This window comes from Sporosarcina sp. USHLN248, from assembly GCF_037144575.1.
GTDB classification, from domain to species: domain Bacteria; phylum Bacillota; class Bacilli; order Bacillales_A; family Planococcaceae; genus Sporosarcina; species Sporosarcina contaminans.
The window spans coordinates 36867-54856 of record NZ_JBBCZC010000021.1 but is presented as its reverse complement, the minus strand read 5'-3'; the positions used below and the strand labels follow the sequence as shown (position 1 = coordinate 54856).

Genomic DNA, 17990 nt, shown 5'->3' with positions numbered 1-17990 from the left:
AAGGACAACTAATGTCAATTTTGCGTTTATGTTTTGCGCGCGGATTTTGAAACAGGTTTGATCGGTTTACTACTTCGAAATTTCGTGATTTTGTAGGCTAAATCCAACATACGATTGGCCAAGCAAGTTTGCATTGACAGTCGTAATTTGCTTACCATTCTTAAAGAGTAGGCGTTAATGAACAGCTCTTAAGAACAGTAGCCCACACTCCTCTCACACAGTATGAGAGAAGAATATTTGCTTAATAATGATAGTAAAGGGGAACATCATGGAAAATATCATTCTTATTATATGTGCCTATTTGCTTGGCTCCATCCCTTCTGCACTTTGGGTTGGAAAGATTTTTTACAAAACTGATGTACGCCAGCATGGCAGTGGGAACTTAGGTGCTACGAATACGTTCCGCGTTTTAGGTAAAACAGCTGGTATCGTTGTAACTTTGCTTGATATTCTAAAAGGAACGGCAGCGGTCCTTTTACCGCTTTTGCCACTATTCGCTGCAGGTACGATTCACCCACTTTTGTTAGGAGCGCTCGCCGTAATCGGCCATATGTTTCCTCTATTTGCGAACTTTAAAGGAGGGAAAGCTGTTGCGACTTCAGGCGGTGTTTTATTAGGATATAATTGGCCAATTTTTATCGTTGTGCTACTTGTATTCTTGATAGCACTGAAGTTTACTAAGATGGTTTCTTTATCCTCAATGATCGTAGCTGTAGTCGGTTTTATTTATAGTATTATTTATTTCGTTATTAGCGGTGATATCTATCTTATGATCATCGTTGGATTCATGGCCATTTTTATTTTTTATAGGCATCGAGCCAATATTGCACGTATTAAAGCAGGAACTGAGCCAAAAGTGAAATGGATGTAATACAATAGAGGGATCACAGAAAGGCGGGATTGTATGAAAATCGTTATTTCGGATGATGCAATGAAATGGTTCCATGAAGAAATGGAAGCAGAGCAAGGAGACTATATTAAATTCTTTGCCCGGTATGGAGGTTCAAGCCCCTTACATGATGGATTTTCACTCGGAATTACGAAAGAGAACCCGGATGAAATTGCTGTGGAAACAGAAATGGAAGGCATTCATTTTTACGTTGAAAATCGAGACTTTTGGTTTTTCGATGATCATGATTTACATGTTGACATAGACCAACAATTAAATGAATTGATCTATACTTACGAAAAAGCGTAACGGTTATTATCCGTTACGCTTTTGTAATATTTTCCTCTTTTATGCCTGTAATATAAATGTAAAGAAAGCATCCGAGCCCCCACCATTCCATCATTCTTATTGATCCTAAAATAGAGAGGAAAATACTTCCGACTGAAAGTGTTGTTTTCTATGATACCTTATGCGTAGTAGCGAGTCAGTCGCTAAATCAATAAGATGATCTTTTGGAGGAGTTATTTATGAAAAGAAAATTTTTATCAGCAGCACTTATTACTTGTGTCAGCCTCAGCTCAATTGCTATACCTGCCATTGGTCCTGTACATAGCGTCTCAGCAGCTACTGCTACACAATCGAACAGCCAAACTGTAAATGCCAAAGCAGATGAATTAATTCGCATCGCAAAAAGTTTGATTGGGAAATCTACGTATAGCACAGCAGAGTATAAACCTACTTATCCATACAAATTTTCTTGTGCAACATTTCTTATGTATGTTTTTGAAAAAGGTGGAGTAGATCTTGCAACATATAACGAAGATTATATGTTAAAGCAAGGGAAATACGTAGCGAAAAGTCAGCTCCAAAAAGGAGATCTAGTATTTTTCAAAAGTAAAAAAACTGGAACGGATCCCGATCATGTAGCTATGTATATCGGTAACAATAAAGTGATCCATATGGCTGATTCAAAACAGAATATCGTCATATCGGATATGAATAGCAAGCCATATTACAAAGAGAATTATATGACTGCAAGAAGAGTTTTGCCAAGCTTGATGTCTTCCACTCCCGCAACGAAAGGTGATAAAATTGTCGAATCGTCTTATAAGTTAAAAGACAGTGCGATCATCGGAAAAACGAATAATGTGAGTGCAAAAAGGTTTACAAGCATAGGATTTGTCAACTATGTTTATAAAAACAACGGTGTCAATCTTAACGCGACAAGTTTGAAAGACTTACAAAGCAAAGGTACAACAGTTTCCCGTTCCAATTTGAAGAAAGGTGACCTTATATTCTTTAATAGTGTAAAAGGATCAAAGAATCCATCAATGGTTGGAATTTATGCAGGTGAACAGCGAATTATATTACCGAATTCAGGGGGCGTCATAACTCGTGTCATGCTTGTCGATTATTACAAAGAGCATTTCATTACAGCGAAGCGTGTGTTCAACTAATCATTGACTGGCAATAAATGAACTATCAGCTTGTGCTATTCTTCAGCTGAGCAAACGTATTGGAAAATAAAGTGAAACTCAGCTATGCTAACGAACATAACATTTACATCGGCAGACTTCACTTACTTTATCTATAAGAACATGGCATTGATTTGCGAAGATATTTTTACAGCTTACAGTGCAATCCTTGTGACACAAACAGGGTACTCTTACAAAATATAAGCGCAACATTTAGCCAATTGTATTTATATAAAGAAGGACAATGATAACAACAATTAATTTAGGGACACGTTTCCTATGCGAATTGTGTCCCTAAATTTAGGTTAATAATAAGTTCTCCTCATGTACTATTGCATTGTTCCAATTTAGTTTTTTCATGTATAATGAGCCATTCTTCTCTTATATTTCTTTATTCCCTCGCCAAAGTGCCATTTTTTAAACGTTCGGCAAACTCGATAAGTGATCTGCTTGACATTGGCCCCTTAATTAGCACGATTGTCTTCTCATCCAATTGAGGATATAAAAACTCCTCTACCCCGTTTACATCTTGATATATGCGAATAATTGCATTGCTGCCATCGGCACTTGCTTGCTTCGCGATTTGACGAGCTTTTTTGCCAATCGTTAATAATGCATGGATGTTTCTTTGGGCAATTTTACTGCCGATTTCTTGGTGATATTTTTGTTCGAAATTTCCTAACCGATTAATGTCGCCTAAAATAAGTATTACCTTTTTGTTTTTTCCGATAGCATCAAGGACTCTCAGTGCCGCTTCAATCGATGTCGGGTTGTTCGTCCATGTGTCGTCAATGACTGTGCAGCCGCCTACCCCTTTTGAAAACTCTAAATGGCGTCCCATGTTTTTGTACGATTGCAGGCGTCGAATCGCTTTATGCAGATTGATACCCATCTCATTTACTGCTGCAAGTGCGGATAATGCGTTAAGCACTTGGTGTTCTCCATAACCAGGAATAAACACACGATAACCCTTTTTTTGATGGTACATTGTAAAGGCCATGCCGCCTTCTGCATACCGGATATTGGCAGCCCGGAAATCCGAATCCCGATCGGTTCCAAAATAAACGATTTTTCCTTCGAAATGGCGTTTGTTCAACTTTTGAATATTTTCGTCATTGCTATTCAAAATCAACGTTCCGCCTTTCCGAACACCATCAATAATTTCCGATTTCGCTTTCCGATACCCTTCAATATCTACACAACCATCTAAATGATGTACGCCGATATTCGTTATAATGCCAATCGTCGGCTGATAAATCATACATTGGTGGGCAATATTACCAGAGTTGCCAAGGCCATGCTCAAATATAGCTGCCTCAGTCTGCTCATCAATGCCCATTAAATATGGAAAGGACCGCCTCGGCTCGTTTTGGCTGCTTACAGACGCATGAACAACCCGGTCTTCCGAAAGTATATGATGAATCATATCTTTAGTTGTCGTTTTACCGCAAGTGCCCGTTATCGTTACAACAGGAATATCAAATAAATTTCGATAATACGTTATAAACTTCCAATACGATTGCACGAGACTTTGGACTTGGAGCACAGTCGTCTTATTTAATCGAGGTAAATCAATCTCTTTTTTATCTGTAACGACTAGTGAAGGCCCTTTCTGATCAATTGCTTTCCAATCGATCGGGTCTGTTCGGTTTACAAACAGTAAAGAGTTCCGTCTTTTATGGTCATGCCTTTTATAGTAAATGGCATCCTGTACTTCCCAGTCCTCTTTTCCGATAATGATTTGGCCTCCTAATAATTTTCGGATTTCACTTACCACAATCGATTTCATTGCGGTTCCCCCCTTTCGCCGAAATCCGGTTTTTCTTATTTTGTCGAATCAACTGCTTAATCCTATTATGGATGTCGTTGTTTTCGAACCCGAAAAACATGGACAAAGAAGGTGCATAATTCCCTTCGATTACCCATAAATATCCGTCACGATCAATCCCAATATCAAAACCGATAATCGTTAATCCATTTTGTTCCGAAGCAAGCTCCTGTGCTACATAATTGCAAAGATTTTCAATTATATCCGTGCATCTTTGCATGTCAGCTTGAATTCCTGCATCATTGAAAGCTTGTTCCAACGATAATAATTTTTGAGCCCGGTTTGTAATGAAATAATTTGCAACCGCAACTCTGCAAAGCATGCCGGATGTTACCCAATCCCGATGATCCAACTGCGTAATCACTCTTAGGTCAAAGGGGCAATCGTCAATCGTCACAAGAGGAATTCCTTGTTGGACTAAGTATTCCATTTGTGACAAATGATGATTGTTCAGATACGTAAGCAATTGATCGAGATTTAATCCGTCAATTGTTTCATCCAGCATTCGCAATTCGAATGTCCTGTTATTTTTCTTCGTAACGAGCAACAGTCCTTTACCTTGTTGGCCGACGATCGGTTTAAGGATAATTTGGTTATAGTTTTTGAGGAATTTGAAAAGTGTAAAGGGGGTGCAAAGATCTGTTGCGGGTATAAACGGACGTATCGATCTCTTTTTCAATAATGTAATCGATTGGTTCCATTTACTATTTCTTTCATGTAGCGAGATGTCATATAAAAAGAACGTGCCATACCGGTCTTGCACAATATCTATAACAACGGTTTGGCAATTAGGAAAAGATTTGCCAATAGCATTTGCTGTATAATAGAGAAGACTATGGAGCTTTCGCAACTGAAATAGACTAAATAGTGATTTAGAATAAGAATGATCAACAGCTGTTTTTTGAACAAACTTCCAAGAATCAACAGCAGATTTCCGATGATAGGTAAATAAGCTGCGAAACGGTTTCGTTGAGAGTGCAGGTATTTCTTGCAAAATATAAAACTTCTTCGGCAACATTTTATCTATTAAATACTGATAAGCTTCTTGTACTGTCACAAATTGTTTCTGGAATTGCAAAGTTTCAACATATATTCCCCACTCGATTTTAGTAATTACGATCTCTTCTGGACCAAAAATCGGTTTGATCATGAAACGATCATATCTCCTGAAAAAATCATAAAAAGACTCTTCCTTAAACAATTGCATTTCTAACAGATGACCGCGGATGAAAGGTTCTTTTTGCAAGATTGCATTTTGTCCGTATCTCCCTCGGATTCCCTTCACTTCCTCACCCCCTTGTTCCTAAATCGTATGATCAAAATTATGAGCAGCCTTGATTCATGATGGTCCCTTGTGGAACGGAAACGATGCCGTTTTGGTCAAAAAATTGATCGATGACGAATAGCTTTACGCGATCTGTTGTTTCAGGAGGTGCTTGATCCATGAAAATCGCAGCGAAATCATGTCTTGCTCCATTTACAGTGCCTGAACCGATAATGCCGATGAGACAGCAATTCCCTTCATTGACACAATCGACTTCAAGAATCGTATCCGCAATGAATTGAAAACTGAGGTCGCGTCCATCGCAATCTTTATCGATGAATTTGAGCGATAAAGTTGAGGATTGCAGCCGATCGACACATACATTTGCCTGATAGGTCAGGTCGCCTTTTACTGTTCCGCGATGCCCTAAAAATCGGACATGCTTATTTGCTGCACTAGCATTTACGATAACCCCGCATGGACATTGATTACCCATTTCTATCCCTTCCTTTCATTAAAGGATTCTTTAGTATTTTACCAACCTGATCTCACTATTTACGGTATTCTTCGTGGATGGTTGTTGACTTGGTAACTGCCCTATTTAAACCACTTTCCCAGCCTGCTCTTCATTTTTTCCGCAATTGTACAGCCACTTCTTTCAATGCTTTGCTGTACATGTCACCTTTCACAAGGACGATCGTCTGATCATCAACAATCCTTTTCAATAAATCGATTGCTAATAACTCACTATTAAAAGCGTAGACCTCTTTTATTTTTCCTATCTCTTTTACACGGTCTGCCATTATACGAGCATGCTTGCCAATTGTAATTAACACATCTGTACCAACTTCATCAATAATGTCGCCTGCAAGCTCATGGATAATATATCCCCATGACCCTAAATCGGTCACTGTTCCGATTACAGCGACTTTTCTTTTTTTATGTCCGACAGCTTGTAAAACATGCATAGCGGCTTTAAGGGATGTTGTCGTTAAACTCCACGTATCGTCTATAATGGTTGAACCGTTTATGCCGTCAATGATTTGTAGTTGTTTATTTAAGGTTTCAAAGCTTTTCAATCGCTCCGATATTTGCTCAAGAGGCATCCCGATTTCATGGGCGGCGGCTATCGCACAAAGAGCATTGTACACTTGGTGGACCCCAAGCCCTGGAACGAACATACATTCCGTAATATCTTTATGATGCAAAGTAAAATACATTCCTTTTACCCCGTAGTAAACTTGACTTGCTCTGAACGTACAGTTAGCATCAATGCCTATCGTAATGAGCTTGCCTTTGAAATTTATTAAATCCAATGTTTGTGTTCGTTCGTCATCCGCGTTCACGATTAGCACTCCATTAGGTTCAAGGGCTTTCATGATTTCCCCTTTTGCAGCGATATAACCTTCAATTGTCTTACAATAATTTAAGTGATGTTCTCCGATATTTGTAATAATCCCGATGTTCGGCTTTAAATAAGCTGCTGCATTCGTCAAGTCCCCTGGTGCCCCGACTGCTGTTTCAAACACTGCTGCGTCTGTCTGTTCATCAATGCTAAGCAAATAATGCAAATGTGCTGTTCTTGAATTGTTCGTGCTCGCTGTATGAGCGATTGTCATACGCTCGGACAGTAAATGCCGGATCATCTCTTTTGTTGTCGTTTTGCCGGAAGTGCCTGTAACAGCAACAATTGGAATGTTGATTTGACTACGGTAATCGTTAATGAAGTTCCAATATGCTTTATCGAAGTTTTTCACATGGATGATCGTCAAGTCGTTTTCATATTCACGCACCTCAAATATGCGATCGGTAATAATTGCGATTGGAAAAAAAGGTTTCAGTCTATCCCATTTGACCAATTTCCTTTTAAGAAAAAGCAATGTATTCGGATGGCGTATCTGCTTTAACCGATATGCTCCGTGTTGAATCGGAAGCATATCAGTGCCTTGAACAAGTGCGCCGTCTACGATTTTTCGGATATATCCCGTCAATAGAGGTTTCAATTCAATTCACTCCCTTCCCCTACGTTATTTTATGTTCATTTTTATTAGTAGCTTGTACGAAACGCCTGCTATAGCAAATTATACGAACGTATATCGGTTATAGGATGTATAACCAAGTAGTGGACACGAAATTTCATACGATAGTAAAGAGTTGTCTGGATTATGAAGGGGTGAACTTTTTGAAAACGATAATCTTCATCGGCACGAATAAATCCGGATCAAGCAGAGAAGCGATTAAAGCAGCTGTTCGCCTTGGTTATTTTACGGTTTTATTCACAAATAAAGAAAAACAGATCGCCCAGCGGAAAGAATATACAGATGTCCATGAAATGATCTTCATAGATACTTCTGACATGGCTGCCATGGCAGATGCAATACGGTCGATGCAGTCGAAAGGGAATGAAATTATGACGATTATAAGTTTCATAGATCCTAATGTATCGAAAGCACTCGCGTTATGCGATATGTTTTGCCCAAACGGGATCTCGTCGAAAGCTGCTGCATTGATGGAAAATAAGGCAGGGACAAGAGCTTTGTTGGAAAAACATAGTTCTAGCCCAGCGTTTTACATTATCAATCCGGAAGATGAATGGGATTCCGATGATTTTGTGCTGTCATTAGGCGACGATTTTCCCGACTTTCCTGTTATCGTTAAATCATCTTCGTCAACTGGTTCGAAAGATGTCATACGAGTGACGGATCGTGTACAACTGCAAAAACAGGTTCGGAAGTTACGTGAGAAATCGCCGGAGGAAGCTGTCATTATTGAAGAATTCATAGAAGGTGAGCAATATTTAGTAGAGGCTCTCGTTTATGAGAAGCAACTTATGATTGCTGGTATTATTCAACAGGAAATAACTTTCGGCAAACGATTTATCATAACGGGTTATGGTGTCATGTCAATAGTGCCTAAGGAGTTGGAAAACAGCATTCGGTCTGTGCTAACATCGATCATGCAATATTTTGCAATTGAAAATGGTGCTTTCCATATTGAAATGCGCTTAACGAACAAGGGGTGGCGCTTAATTGAAATTAACCCTCGCATTTCCGGCGGTGCGATGAATCAAATGCTAAAAGCGGCTTTCGGTTTCGATTTGGCGGAAGAAACAGTGAAATTATACTTAGGTGAACAGCCTTCGATCGTGCCGGCTCATCGAACGTTTATCTTTACCCAATACGTCATTGTTAATGAAAGGGGCATTTTAGAGAAAGTGACCGGGAAAGGAAGAGCGAAGAAGATACCCGGAGTTGTAGAAGTGTATGTTAAGCCGAAAAAAGGGACATTATTATTGCCGCCTCTTTCAATGGGACATCGTTATGCATACGTCATTGCATCAGGAGAAACATTAAATGCAGCTCAGAAAACCGCCAAACAGGCTGCAAAAGAAATCCATTTTCATTTACTGCAAAATAGTTAGGTGAAAATAGTTGAAATATAAACAAGGTGAAGAAACGAAGGATCGTTTCTTCACCTCTTTTTAATGTTTTGAAGCATCGTAATGAAGCTAAGGTATAAAACTCATAGCTCTCGATCAAGAAAAGCAACTGTCTCAAACATATTCGTCTTGCTTGCTCCTTTAATAAGGATTGTATCGTTTTTTTGAATGATCTTCAGTAATAGTGCATGCAGTTTATCGCGGTCGGTAAAATGGAACACGTCACTTGGATGCATACCTTCTTTAATCGCTTGATTTCCAATTTCTTCTGTTCGGAAACCATACGTAATTAACAAATCGACCTTTTGCTTTGCTACATACGATCCGACTTTTTGATATTCTTGTTCCCGCAAGTCTCCTAATTCCCTCATTTGTCCGATAATCGCAATCTTCCTATGAGTAGATAGATTCATAAGTACGTCAATCGCTGCCTTCACACCCTCTGGATGGGAATGCACGGTATCATCGATCAGCTTAATATGATCTTTGCATTCATAAATGGTCAGTCTTCTTGGAGGCTTTTTGAATAACAATCCAGTTTTAATTTCAATAGGAGAAAATCCTAAATGATCGGCTATGGCTATTGCGGACAATGCATTATAAACGTGGTGCTCACCAAAAATTGGGATGAACATTTCGATTTCCTCGTGCTGTAAAGTCATTTTGAAGCTCATGCCACTGTCTGTATACGTAACATCTCTCGCCATATAGTCCGCTTCGTTTTGGATACCGACCGTTATGATTTTGCCTTTAAATTTGTCCGTCTCTAAAAACTTTGAATTGGCATTGTCATTATTTAGGCATAGAACCCCGTTTTGATCCATCCCGTGTATCAACTCTGATTTCGCCTTCGCGACTCCACGAGGATCACCACCGAAATTTCCGACATGTGCCAAGCCGACATTTGTTACAATGCTTATATTTGGCTGGATAATGCGGCAATGTTCGGTAATGACCCCTTTATACGCCATTCCATATTCCAATACGACAGCTTGATGTGATGAATTAATTTCTGCAGCATGTTTTTTCGTATGCTCTGTCGTATTCCAATAATCCTTTGACTCAAACACTTTCCATTTTTTCGAAAGGATCGATGCTAAAAAAGCTTTCGTTGTTGTTTTCCCTGCACTTCCTGTTATTGCGATGACGGGGATTTCCCTATGATGCTTGGCGCGTTTTCGTTTCACTTCATCAATTTTAGCTTTGATGGCATGTTGGTTTTTGGCAATATACTTTGCGTAGAGAATTGTGTTTTTCACAACATCCAACTCTAAATAAAAAGCTGGGGGGCAGCCCGGACGCCAATTCACTTCGTATATCCATAATTTACGTTCTTCATCCATCCCAACGTCAACGCCTATTTCATCGATCGTCTCCCCGAACTTTTCCATTTGCAATTCATCTAAGTGGTTTGCTAACGACAACGAAAAGAACTCTAATTTCTTTCGAATATTAAATGCTTCCTCCCCGAATTCCTGCTCCAAAAACGGGTCTAAATAATTCGTGTATCCTCCGCTGTTAATATTGGCAATGATTGATCCTTTCGGTGCTACACGTGGATAAATGGTTGTGATTACCCAATTGCCTGTACCATTTTTTTGAACGTGCAAGCGGAAATCGAACACTTGGCCAGAATTTGTTACCGATCGAATGTATGGCTGAACGATAAATGTTTCATTCGATAATTTTTGTTTAATAAAGCCATTCATCTGGTTTTTTGTATACGTCCGATTTAATCCTTCCGCTTTTACAATGAACTTTCCATTTTCCTGGACTATGAAGTAGATGCCTTTTCCTTTTCTGCCGTCGATTGGTTTGAATACGACTTTATCAAATGCAGAAATAAACTTGAAAAAATGTTCCGGATTTTTTACTGATTCAGTTGGAATTAAATAATGGCTAAATTCTCCGGCTTCCTTCAACCGGCGATTCACGCTCCATTTATTTCCAATTGAATGGGTAGTGAATGGGATTTCCTGCTTCAGTTTATCTATAGTTTCCTTTGATTTCGATAGTTTCTCAGGACTACCAGCATTATAAATTACATCTGGAAAAGGCAGGATTTTCGATTTCCAAGCACCTTTCTCATACACTTGTCCGCGAATGGTCCGGTTCACAAAATTCACATCGCCCGGGGAAAAATAATAAAATACGCAGCCTTCAGCAACAGCTACAGCAGCAAAAGCGTATGCTTTAATGACTGTTACTGGATCTTTCCGGTGATGCAACATGCCGATAACTGTCATCATGTATCTCCTTCTCTCTTTTTCCAACTCCTTATAATACATTCAAAAAGCTTGGCAAGTGATAAGGACAACTGTTTATCAATAGGCATGAATGTAAAAACGTTATGATTTTGACTCAACAATCGGCAATGGTCGGATTAGAAGTTCAGGTGATAGCGGGGTGATAGCACAAAAGCAGCAAATATTAACAATGATGCAATGATCGGTCTTACGTAGCGCGAATAGATCGTTCATATGTAAAGTTTGCTGCCCTATCATATCAATTGGCTTTAGAAGCCGTAAACGAGCACAACAATTACTTATCAATTCTTCCAATCGGAAGTACGGTGTCGAACCGCGATTCAAAATGGCGGCAAAGGGAGTATGCTCGCCTGCTGTTTGCAGCATGAAAGGAATTGTGTCCAGCTTTTTTAATGCACATACAAATTGAAATGTACTGTGCAGCTTCGATAAAGTCTCTTGTTCTTCCAATAAAGTGTGCAGTTCCTCACATAGACAGCAATTTTTCATCTTCCCCTTCCACCTTTCAAATAGGATCAATATAAAACTTAATCAAAGCAACAGCCCGATCAGCATTTTCCTTCGCTTCCTCCGCCGTTTTTCCTTCTGCCATGACGTAGCCGTAACGCTGTCCCATTGAAACGGCAGGCATTAAAATTGTTCCAACTGCCGGCTTCACATGGACATCAATTACAGATGGACATTTTTTTGCTTCTTCTACGCCTTCCACTTTCAATAATTCTCCACAATGTTGGACTGTAATAAATGTCGTATGAACCGGCCGAACCCATTTCCACAATACATCCGGTTCATTTCCTAAATATAAGGAAATTGTCTCTTTTACTAAATGAATACCGAATGCGGATTCAATCATTTTATTCATCGCCCCGCCTGCAATACGAGGATTCATCTCAATTAATTTCCATTGTCCAGAGCAAAAACGCAGTTCCATGTGGCATGCGCCGTTTGTTAAACCGATGTCCTCTACGATCGAGTGAACGGTCTGTCGTAGTTCTTTATAGAAAGATGGATCCATTTCAATAAGGACATCATATGCAGTCACAATAAATGATACATTTCTCTCAATTTCTTGTTTAATGACCGACACGATAATCGGATTCCTTTGTATAACGATCAATTCAACGACATATTGTTCACCTTCAACGTAGTCTTCAAGAATGAGTGGATGCTTCGGAAATTTTTGTAACATTTTTCGCCATACTTCCACTATTTCAGCTTTATTTTCAATAAAACGAACTCCTTTTGATCCATTTGATAAGGTACTCTTCATTACTTTTGGAAAACGGTCGTTAACAAAAGACTCAAAATCACGAACCTCATTTAATTGTACAAAATCGATTGTAGCTCGATTCCCTCTTAATTTTTCTCGAACGAACAACTTATTTTCCATACAGCGCAAAGCTTGAGTTGAAATGGAACTATTGCAATATTCATTTGACAGCTCAGCTGCAAGAGAAACGTATGGATCTACAAAACTTATTATCGCTCTAATATGGTAACCAGAACTTAGGAGCTCGCTTATTTCTTTTTTAATTGAATCTTCATCTATCTCTTCCATAAAAATGACTCGATGAATGAATGAAAGCAAATCAGTATTATGAAATAAATAGTTGCGTTTTGTAATTGCAATCGATTGTAGCCCCATTTCATAGGCAGCTTTGAACGCTTCACTTGCCGATCCATATTGCGGGGTCTCTATGAATAGAATTGCGTCCACAATTTCACATCCGCTCTATTACCGATCCTTATTTTATTCATATGCTTTAAACGCCTAATTGCATAGGCAATCGGAGGAGTTGCAATATAAAAACACGAAGCCTTTTCACGCTTCGTGTTTTTGTATTAGGTTGAACCGTTTTAACTGGTCAATCAACCCTTCATTAAATAAGATATCGTGCTCATATTTACCAAATAAATCAAAATGAGGATAATCTGGACGCATATCGATCCATTCAGGCTTCAAACCATACTGCTTTCCCCATTCAACTAATTTTGCAAGATCAGCACAGCCTGCTTTCGTAACTGTTCTGCATTCAGGAAATCGTTCATCCAACCAATAATGGGTTAGAAAAGCGACCTCTCCCGAGCGGACAGCCTTTTGCCAAGCACGTAATTCAGTCCGGTCAATGCCGAATGCCATCAGTCCTGCACCCTTCTTATTTCCATATATTTTGCATCCCATATCGGATCGATTTTTTTCAAAGACACTGGACGGAAGCTGTCTTTCTTAACAAGTACATGTTCCGATGTCGCAGTTGCTGCAACTGTTCCATCTTCATGCAATATTTCATAGCCGTAAACAGTGCGCAATTTGCCGTGTGTTTCTATCCATGTACGCACCTTTGCAGTTTGGCCATAAGTCATTGCGGCTTTATATTGGATTGACAAGTCAATGACAGGTGACAAATAGCCTTCAGCTTCCAATCCGGCATATGTAAAACCTAAATCTTTAATTAAACTCGTCCTACCAATTTCCATCCATATTAAGTAATTCGCATGGTAGACGACACCCATTTGATCTGTTTCCGCGTAGCGAATTTCCACTTCTTTTTCACTAACAAACACTGTAATCACCTCTACGTTCCATTATACAAAATAGATCGGTACATTGCTGTTCATGCAACTTGTAACGAAAAGAAAACAACTATTTGTTGTTCGTTCGTATCAATCATGAAGTGAGTTCTAGCATTTTGTTCCTATTTCACTTTTTGTTAAATAATATTTCACACTAACTTCACAAAATAAAAATACCATAATTTGTTTAAAAATCCATGGGTTACATGTACTTCAAATATATAAAAGTAATTTAAGAACCTTTTGTGACAACGGTTCATAACTATTGTTTTCAAAATCAGAAAGGAATATTATATGTTGCACGAGGGAATTTATTTACTTTAAATGTCATTTAAATATTGGGTTATATTATTTCGAAATAATTTAAAGTGATAGATTTACTTCATCCTATATGAAAGAGGGGGTAACCCGTGAAGGCGAAATGGTTATTGGTTTCACTTTTCTTAACGCTTTCTTTACTTTTATCTGGTTGTGAAAATTCGTTGCTCATTTTTGATCCGAAAGGGCCACAAGCGAAAACATTGTCAGATACAATTCTTTTTTCCATCATTACGATGGCCGGAATCCTTTTTGTCGTGTATGTATTGTATACTTTCATGCTCGTTAAATATCGAGCCTCCAAAACTGGTGATGACTATGAACCGCCACATGAAGAAGGTAGTAAATGGCTAGAAATTACGTGGACAGCTATCCCAATCATCATTGTCATTATCTTATCGGTCGTTACTGTTCGATCAACAATGGATGTAGAAAGTGTGCCAGAGGCTTATGCAAATGAAGATCCGCTCGTAATCTATGCATCTTCTTCCAACTTTAAATGGCATTTCAGCTATCCTGAAGAAGGCATTGAAACGGTTAACTATGTAAATATGCCAGTAGACCGGCCGATTGAATTCCGGCTCTATTCCTATGGACCAATTACAAGTTTCTGGATTCCTCAATTGGCTGGCCAAAAATATGCGATGAGCGATATGGTGAACACAATCCATTTGGCAGCTGATACGACAGGATCCTTTGTTGGCAAAAACTCGAACTTCAGCGGTAAAGACTTTGCACATATGGAATTTGAAGCGCAAGTAATGACTGCAAAAGATTATGATGAATGGGTTCAAGATGTAAAAGATACTGCTCCTGCTCTAACTGAAGAAGAGTTCGATCAACTACTCGAACCAAGTGTGTTAGGACGTAAAACGTATTCTTCTACACACTTGACATTCAGACCAGCACCTGAAGGCGAAAATGCTGGCCATCATCACGGAAGTCACAAAGAAATGACAGATGAATCTTCTTCCCACAACATGCATGAAGAAGAGCATAAATAACCCATTACTCGAAAGGAGACAACATCTATGAAATGGGATGAATTTTTCGTCACGGGCGAGCCGATGATCTATGCGGCTATGGTTATGATTGTTGTCGTTTCTGTCGCCATCGTTGCTGGTCTTACCTATTTTAAAAAATGGGGCTATTTATGGCGTGAATGGTTAACGACAGTAGACCATAAAAAAATCGGTGTTATGTATATAATTGCAGCACTTCTAATGTTGTTCCGTGGAGGAGCAGATGCCCTCTTAATGCGTGCACAAACAGCTGTGCCTGAAAATGGACTGCTTGATGGACAACATTACAATGAAATCTTTACGACGCACGGAATTATTATGATTTTATTCATGGCAATGCCTTTCATCATCGGATTGATGAACGTTGTCATTCCACTTCAAATTGGAGCGCGCGATGTCGCATTCCCTCGTTTGAATGCAGTGAGCTTCTGGCTCTTCTTTTTCGGAGCGATGCTGCTCAATTTGTCCTTCGTTATCGGCGGTTCGCCTGATGCTGGATGGACAGCTTACTTCCCACTCGCAAGTACGGATTTCAGCCCAACAGTTGGGAATAACTACTATTCTCTGGCGCTTCAAATTGCAGGGATCGGTACGTTAATGACGGGGATCAACTTCCTTGTGACGATCCTAAAAATGCGTGCTCCAGGGATGACGCTAATGAAAATGCCGATGTTTACTTGGTCCATTTTGATCACAAGCATCATCATCATTTTTGCGTTCCCTGTTTTGACAGTTGCGCTTGCATTGATGATGTTGGACCGTCAATTTGGTACGCAGTTCTTCGCGATGCAAAATGGCGGGATGGATATGCTTTGGGCAAACTTGTTCTGGGTATGGGGCCATCCGGAAGTGTATATCGTTATTTTGCCAGCATTCGGTATTTACAGTGAAATTATTGCGACCTTCGCACGTAAAAACTTGTACGGTTACAAATCGATGGTCATCAGTATGGTTGCCATTTCCATGCTGTCATTCCTTGTATGGGTCCATCATTTCTATACAATGGGCCATGGGGTCATGGTCAACAGCGTTTTCTCGATAACGACAATGGCAATTGCGGTGCCGACCGGTGTGAAGATATTCAACTGGCTCTTCACGTTGCGGCGAGGTAAAATCAGCTTCTCTACCCCAATGCTATACGCATTAGCGTTTATTCCGATCTTTACAATTGGCGGAGTTACCGGGGTTATGTTGGCGATGGCAAGTGCCGACTACCAGTACCACAACACGATGTTCTTAGTCGCTCACTTCCATTATGTATTGATTCCAGGAACGGTGTTTGCGGTTATCGCGGGCTATCATTACTGGTTCCCGAAAGTGTTCGGTTTTAGATTGAATGAAAAATTAGGGAAATGGGCGTTCTGGTTCATTGCCATTTCATTCAACGTAACGTTCTTCCCGCTCTTCATTCTTGGATTGAACGGCATGACGCGCAGAATGTACACATATTCTGCAAGCACTGGATACGGTCCACTCAACATGCTCTCTATGGTTGGCGCGGTCGGACTCACTATCGGGTTTATTTTATTAGTTTACAATATTTACTGGAGCACTCGCTATGCACCACGCGATACGACAGGCGATCCGTGGGATGGACGTTCACTTGAGTGGAGTACACCAAGCCCTGTTCCGGAATATAACTTTGCGAAAACACCTGTCGTAAACAAATTAGATGCTTTTTGGTGGTCTAAAAAGGAAAATACGTCATTGACGGAAGGCGATTACGAGCCGATTCATATGCCGAATAACAACGGTCAACCGTTTATTATGGGCGTTGCATTTTTCTTGTTTGGATTCTTCATGGTATTTAGCTGGTGGGTTCCTGCTATTATTGCAGGTGCTGCCATTCTCGGTACAATGGCCTATCGCACTTTTGAGCAGGATCATGGTCACCACATTTCTGTCGAAGAAATCGAACGGACCGAAAAAGCATTGCGAGGTGAACAATCATGAAAGTAGATCATTCTATGCCACTTGAATATAGTACCGAGGAAAACCGTCTGAAGGTATTAGGCTTCTGGATTTTCTTAGGAGCGGAGATCGTATTGTTTTCCACATTATTCGCCGTCTATTTCACTCTTGTGAATCGGACGGGAAATGGTCCCGCTGGCAGCCATATTTTTGAATTGACGCCAGTGATGATAGAGACGGTTGTACTACTTACGAGCAGTTTCACGATTGGTCTCGGCATCCATGCAATGCGGATCGGTTCAAAAAAAGCGATGATATCCTTTTTCGGCATTACCCTTCTCTTAGGAGCAGTTTTCTTAGGAGTAGAAATTACAGAATTTGTGACGTACGTTCATGAAGGAGCAACAATGCAGACGAGTGCATTCCTTTCAAGCCTCTTTACATTATTAGGTACACACGGAGCCCATGTCACTTTCGGTTTGCTTTGGGGCGGCGCGATTTTGTATCAGGTGAAAAAACGCGGGTTTACTCCTGAAACTGCAAATAAATCATTCATCTTTTCCTTGTACTGGCACTTCTTGGACGTTGTCTGGATTTTCATTTTCAGCTTCGTCTACTTGAAAGGAATGATGTAATATGAAACAGTTATTTCCCGTCCCGCATGTGATCGGATTCGTTTCATCCCTCCTCCTTTCACTTATTGCATTAGTCGTAGTAAAATTCAATTTGACCTTTGCAGCCGGTATGACGATTTTAGGAATCACAGCTTTATTCCAAGCAGGCTTGCAGCTCTTCCTTTTCATGCATGTCGGAGAAAATGAAGATAAACGATCTTTGCTCACAAATATCGCTTATGCACTATTCGTAGGGCTTGTCACCATTTTTGGTACATTGTTCGCGATGTTGTGGGGATATAATATGATTTGATTGCAAAAGGTACCTAGCCGAATCGGTAGGTACCTTTTCAATTTTTCTTCTGAAAGTAGAGAACGTATTAAAATAA

General features: G+C 39.8%; 17 protein-coding genes. 8 read left to right on the top strand and 9 right to left on the bottom strand.

Translation table 11 applies throughout. The annotated features are described in order from the left end of the window. Positions 1-268 precede the first annotated feature (268 nt). The 3 genes from plsY to WFH04_RS10315 all read left to right on the top strand — a co-directional run bounded on the left by plsY (position 269) and on the right by WFH04_RS10315 (position 2346). Positions 269-871 carry a glycerol-3-phosphate 1-O-acyltransferase PlsY gene (gene plsY, locus WFH04_RS10325; protein WP_336823962.1) on the top strand — a complete coding sequence of 201 codons (603 nt, stop codon included), beginning with the start codon at positions 269-271 and terminating at the stop codon, positions 869-871. Between the two features lie 33 nt (positions 872-904). Next, positions 905-1198 carry a HesB/YadR/YfhF family protein gene (locus tag WFH04_RS10320; RefSeq protein ID WP_336823961.1) on the top strand — a complete coding sequence of 98 codons (294 nt, stop codon included), beginning with the start codon at positions 905-907 and terminating at the stop codon, positions 1196-1198. A gap of 218 nt (positions 1199-1416) precedes the next feature. Further along, complete coding sequence (locus WFH04_RS10315) at positions 1417-2346, top strand: C40 family peptidase (RefSeq protein WP_336823960.1); 930 nt, start codon at positions 1417-1419, stop codon at positions 2344-2346. Between the two features lie 409 nt (positions 2347-2755). On the opposite strand, the gene WFH04_RS10310 is transcribed toward WFH04_RS10315, so the two are convergent. The 4 genes from WFH04_RS10310 to WFH04_RS10295 form a co-directional block, all read right to left on the bottom strand. Beyond that, entirely contained in the window at positions 2756-4153 is a 1398-nt protein-coding gene (locus WFH04_RS10310; protein WP_336823959.1) for a UDP-N-acetylmuramoyl-tripeptide--D-alanyl-D-alanine ligase, read from the bottom strand. Continuing rightward, complete coding sequence (locus WFH04_RS10305; RefSeq protein ID WP_336823958.1) at positions 4131-5477, bottom strand: YheC/YheD family protein; 1347 nt, start codon at positions 5475-5477, stop codon at positions 4131-4133. The genes WFH04_RS10310 and WFH04_RS10305 overlap by 23 nt, the downstream gene beginning before the upstream one ends. A gap of 37 nt (positions 5478-5514) precedes the next feature. Continuing rightward, positions 5515-5952 carry a hypothetical protein gene (locus WFH04_RS10300; RefSeq protein WP_336823957.1) on the bottom strand — a complete coding sequence of 146 codons (438 nt, stop codon included), beginning with the start codon at positions 5950-5952 and terminating at the stop codon, positions 5515-5517. A gap of 130 nt (positions 5953-6082) precedes the next feature. Continuing rightward, positions 6083-7459, bottom strand: a complete 1377-nt coding sequence (locus tag WFH04_RS10295; RefSeq protein ID WP_336823956.1) for a Mur ligase family protein — start codon at positions 7457-7459, stop codon at positions 6083-6085. Positions 7460-7629: 170 nt separating this feature from the next. On the opposite strand from WFH04_RS10295, the gene WFH04_RS10290 reads away from it, so the two are divergent. After that, positions 7630-8877, top strand: a complete 1248-nt coding sequence (locus tag WFH04_RS10290) for an ATP-grasp domain-containing protein (protein ID WP_336823955.1) — start codon at positions 7630-7632, stop codon at positions 8875-8877. 101 nt (positions 8878-8978) lie between these two features. On the opposite strand, the gene WFH04_RS10285 is transcribed toward WFH04_RS10290, so the two are convergent. From WFH04_RS10285 to WFH04_RS10265, 5 genes are all read right to left on the bottom strand, one after another. Then, complete coding sequence (locus WFH04_RS10285) at positions 8979-11141, bottom strand: YheC/YheD family protein (protein WP_336823954.1); 2163 nt, start codon at positions 11139-11141, stop codon at positions 8979-8981. Positions 11142-11243: 102 nt separating this feature from the next. Next, positions 11244-11651: a CotY/CotZ family spore coat protein gene (locus tag WFH04_RS10280; RefSeq protein WP_336823953.1), complete on the bottom strand. Its 408-nt coding sequence runs from the start codon at positions 11649-11651 to the stop codon at positions 11244-11246. A 16-nt stretch (positions 11652-11667) separates the two neighbouring features. Next, positions 11668-12879 carry an ATP-grasp domain-containing protein gene (locus WFH04_RS10275; RefSeq protein WP_336823952.1) on the bottom strand — a complete coding sequence of 404 codons (1212 nt, stop codon included), beginning with the start codon at positions 12877-12879 and terminating at the stop codon, positions 11668-11670. A 105-nt stretch (positions 12880-12984) separates the two neighbouring features. Next, on the bottom strand, positions 12985-13302 hold the full coding sequence (locus WFH04_RS10270; protein ID WP_336823951.1) for a hypothetical protein: 318 nt from the start codon (positions 13300-13302) through the stop codon (positions 12985-12987). Beyond that, on the bottom strand, positions 13302-13727 hold the full coding sequence (locus WFH04_RS10265) for an acyl-CoA thioesterase (RefSeq protein ID WP_336823950.1): 426 nt from the start codon (positions 13725-13727) through the stop codon (positions 13302-13304). Before WFH04_RS10265 ends, WFH04_RS10270 begins: the two co-directional genes overlap by 1 nt. Positions 13728-14146: 419 nt before the next feature. Between WFH04_RS10265 and qoxA the strand changes: the two genes are divergently transcribed. Genes qoxA through qoxD form a run of 4 tightly spaced genes read left to right on the top strand, consistent with a single transcriptional unit; the run spans position 14147 to position 17914 of the window. Further along, positions 14147-15058 carry a cytochrome aa3 quinol oxidase subunit II gene (gene qoxA / locus WFH04_RS10260; protein WP_336823949.1) on the top strand — a complete coding sequence of 304 codons (912 nt, stop codon included), beginning with the start codon at positions 14147-14149 and terminating at the stop codon, positions 15056-15058. A 27-nt stretch (positions 15059-15085) separates the two neighbouring features. Beyond that, positions 15086-17029: a cytochrome aa3 quinol oxidase subunit I gene (gene qoxB / locus WFH04_RS10255; protein WP_336823948.1), complete on the top strand. Its 1944-nt coding sequence runs from the start codon at positions 15086-15088 to the stop codon at positions 17027-17029. Beyond that, positions 17026-17622, top strand: a complete 597-nt coding sequence (gene qoxC / locus WFH04_RS10250; protein WP_336823947.1) for a cytochrome aa3 quinol oxidase subunit III — start codon at positions 17026-17028, stop codon at positions 17620-17622. Before qoxB ends, qoxC begins: the two co-directional genes overlap by 4 nt. Before the next feature lies 1 nt (position 17623). Then, positions 17624-17914, top strand: coding sequence for a cytochrome aa3 quinol oxidase subunit IV (qoxD, locus tag WFH04_RS10245; protein WP_336823946.1), 291 nt, complete (start codon positions 17624-17626; stop codon positions 17912-17914). Positions 17915-17990 lie beyond the last annotated feature (76 nt).

Coding starts and splice junctions, on each gene's coding strand:
- WFH04_RS10320 (WP_336823961.1), top strand. CDS start 905: ATGAAAATCGTTATTTCGGATGATGCAATGAAATGGTTCCATGAAGAA.
- plsY (WP_336823962.1), top strand. CDS start 269: ATGGAAAATATCATTCTTATTATATGTGCCTATTTGCTTGGCTCCATC.
- WFH04_RS10315 (WP_336823960.1), top strand. CDS start 1,417: ATGAAAAGAAAATTTTTATCAGCAGCACTTATTACTTGTGTCAGCCTC.
- WFH04_RS10285 (WP_336823954.1), bottom strand. CDS start 11,141: ATGACAGTTATCGGCATGTTGCATCACCGGAAAGATCCAGTAACAGTC.
- qoxB (WP_336823948.1), top strand. CDS start 15,086: ATGAAATGGGATGAATTTTTCGTCACGGGCGAGCCGATGATCTATGCG.
- qoxD (WP_336823946.1), top strand. CDS start 17,624: ATGAAACAGTTATTTCCCGTCCCGCATGTGATCGGATTCGTTTCATCC.
- WFH04_RS10310 (WP_336823959.1), bottom strand. CDS start 4,153: ATGAAATCGATTGTGGTAAGTGAAATCCGAAAATTATTAGGAGGCCAA.
- WFH04_RS10300 (WP_336823957.1), bottom strand. CDS start 5,952: ATGGGTAATCAATGTCCATGCGGGGTTATCGTAAATGCTAGTGCAGCA.
- WFH04_RS10270 (WP_336823951.1), bottom strand. CDS start 13,302: ATGGCATTCGGCATTGACCGGACTGAATTACGTGCTTGGCAAAAGGCT.
- WFH04_RS10280 (WP_336823953.1), bottom strand. CDS start 11,651: ATGAAAAATTGCTGTCTATGTGAGGAACTGCACACTTTATTGGAAGAA.
- qoxC (WP_336823947.1), top strand. CDS start 17,026: ATGAAAGTAGATCATTCTATGCCACTTGAATATAGTACCGAGGAAAAC.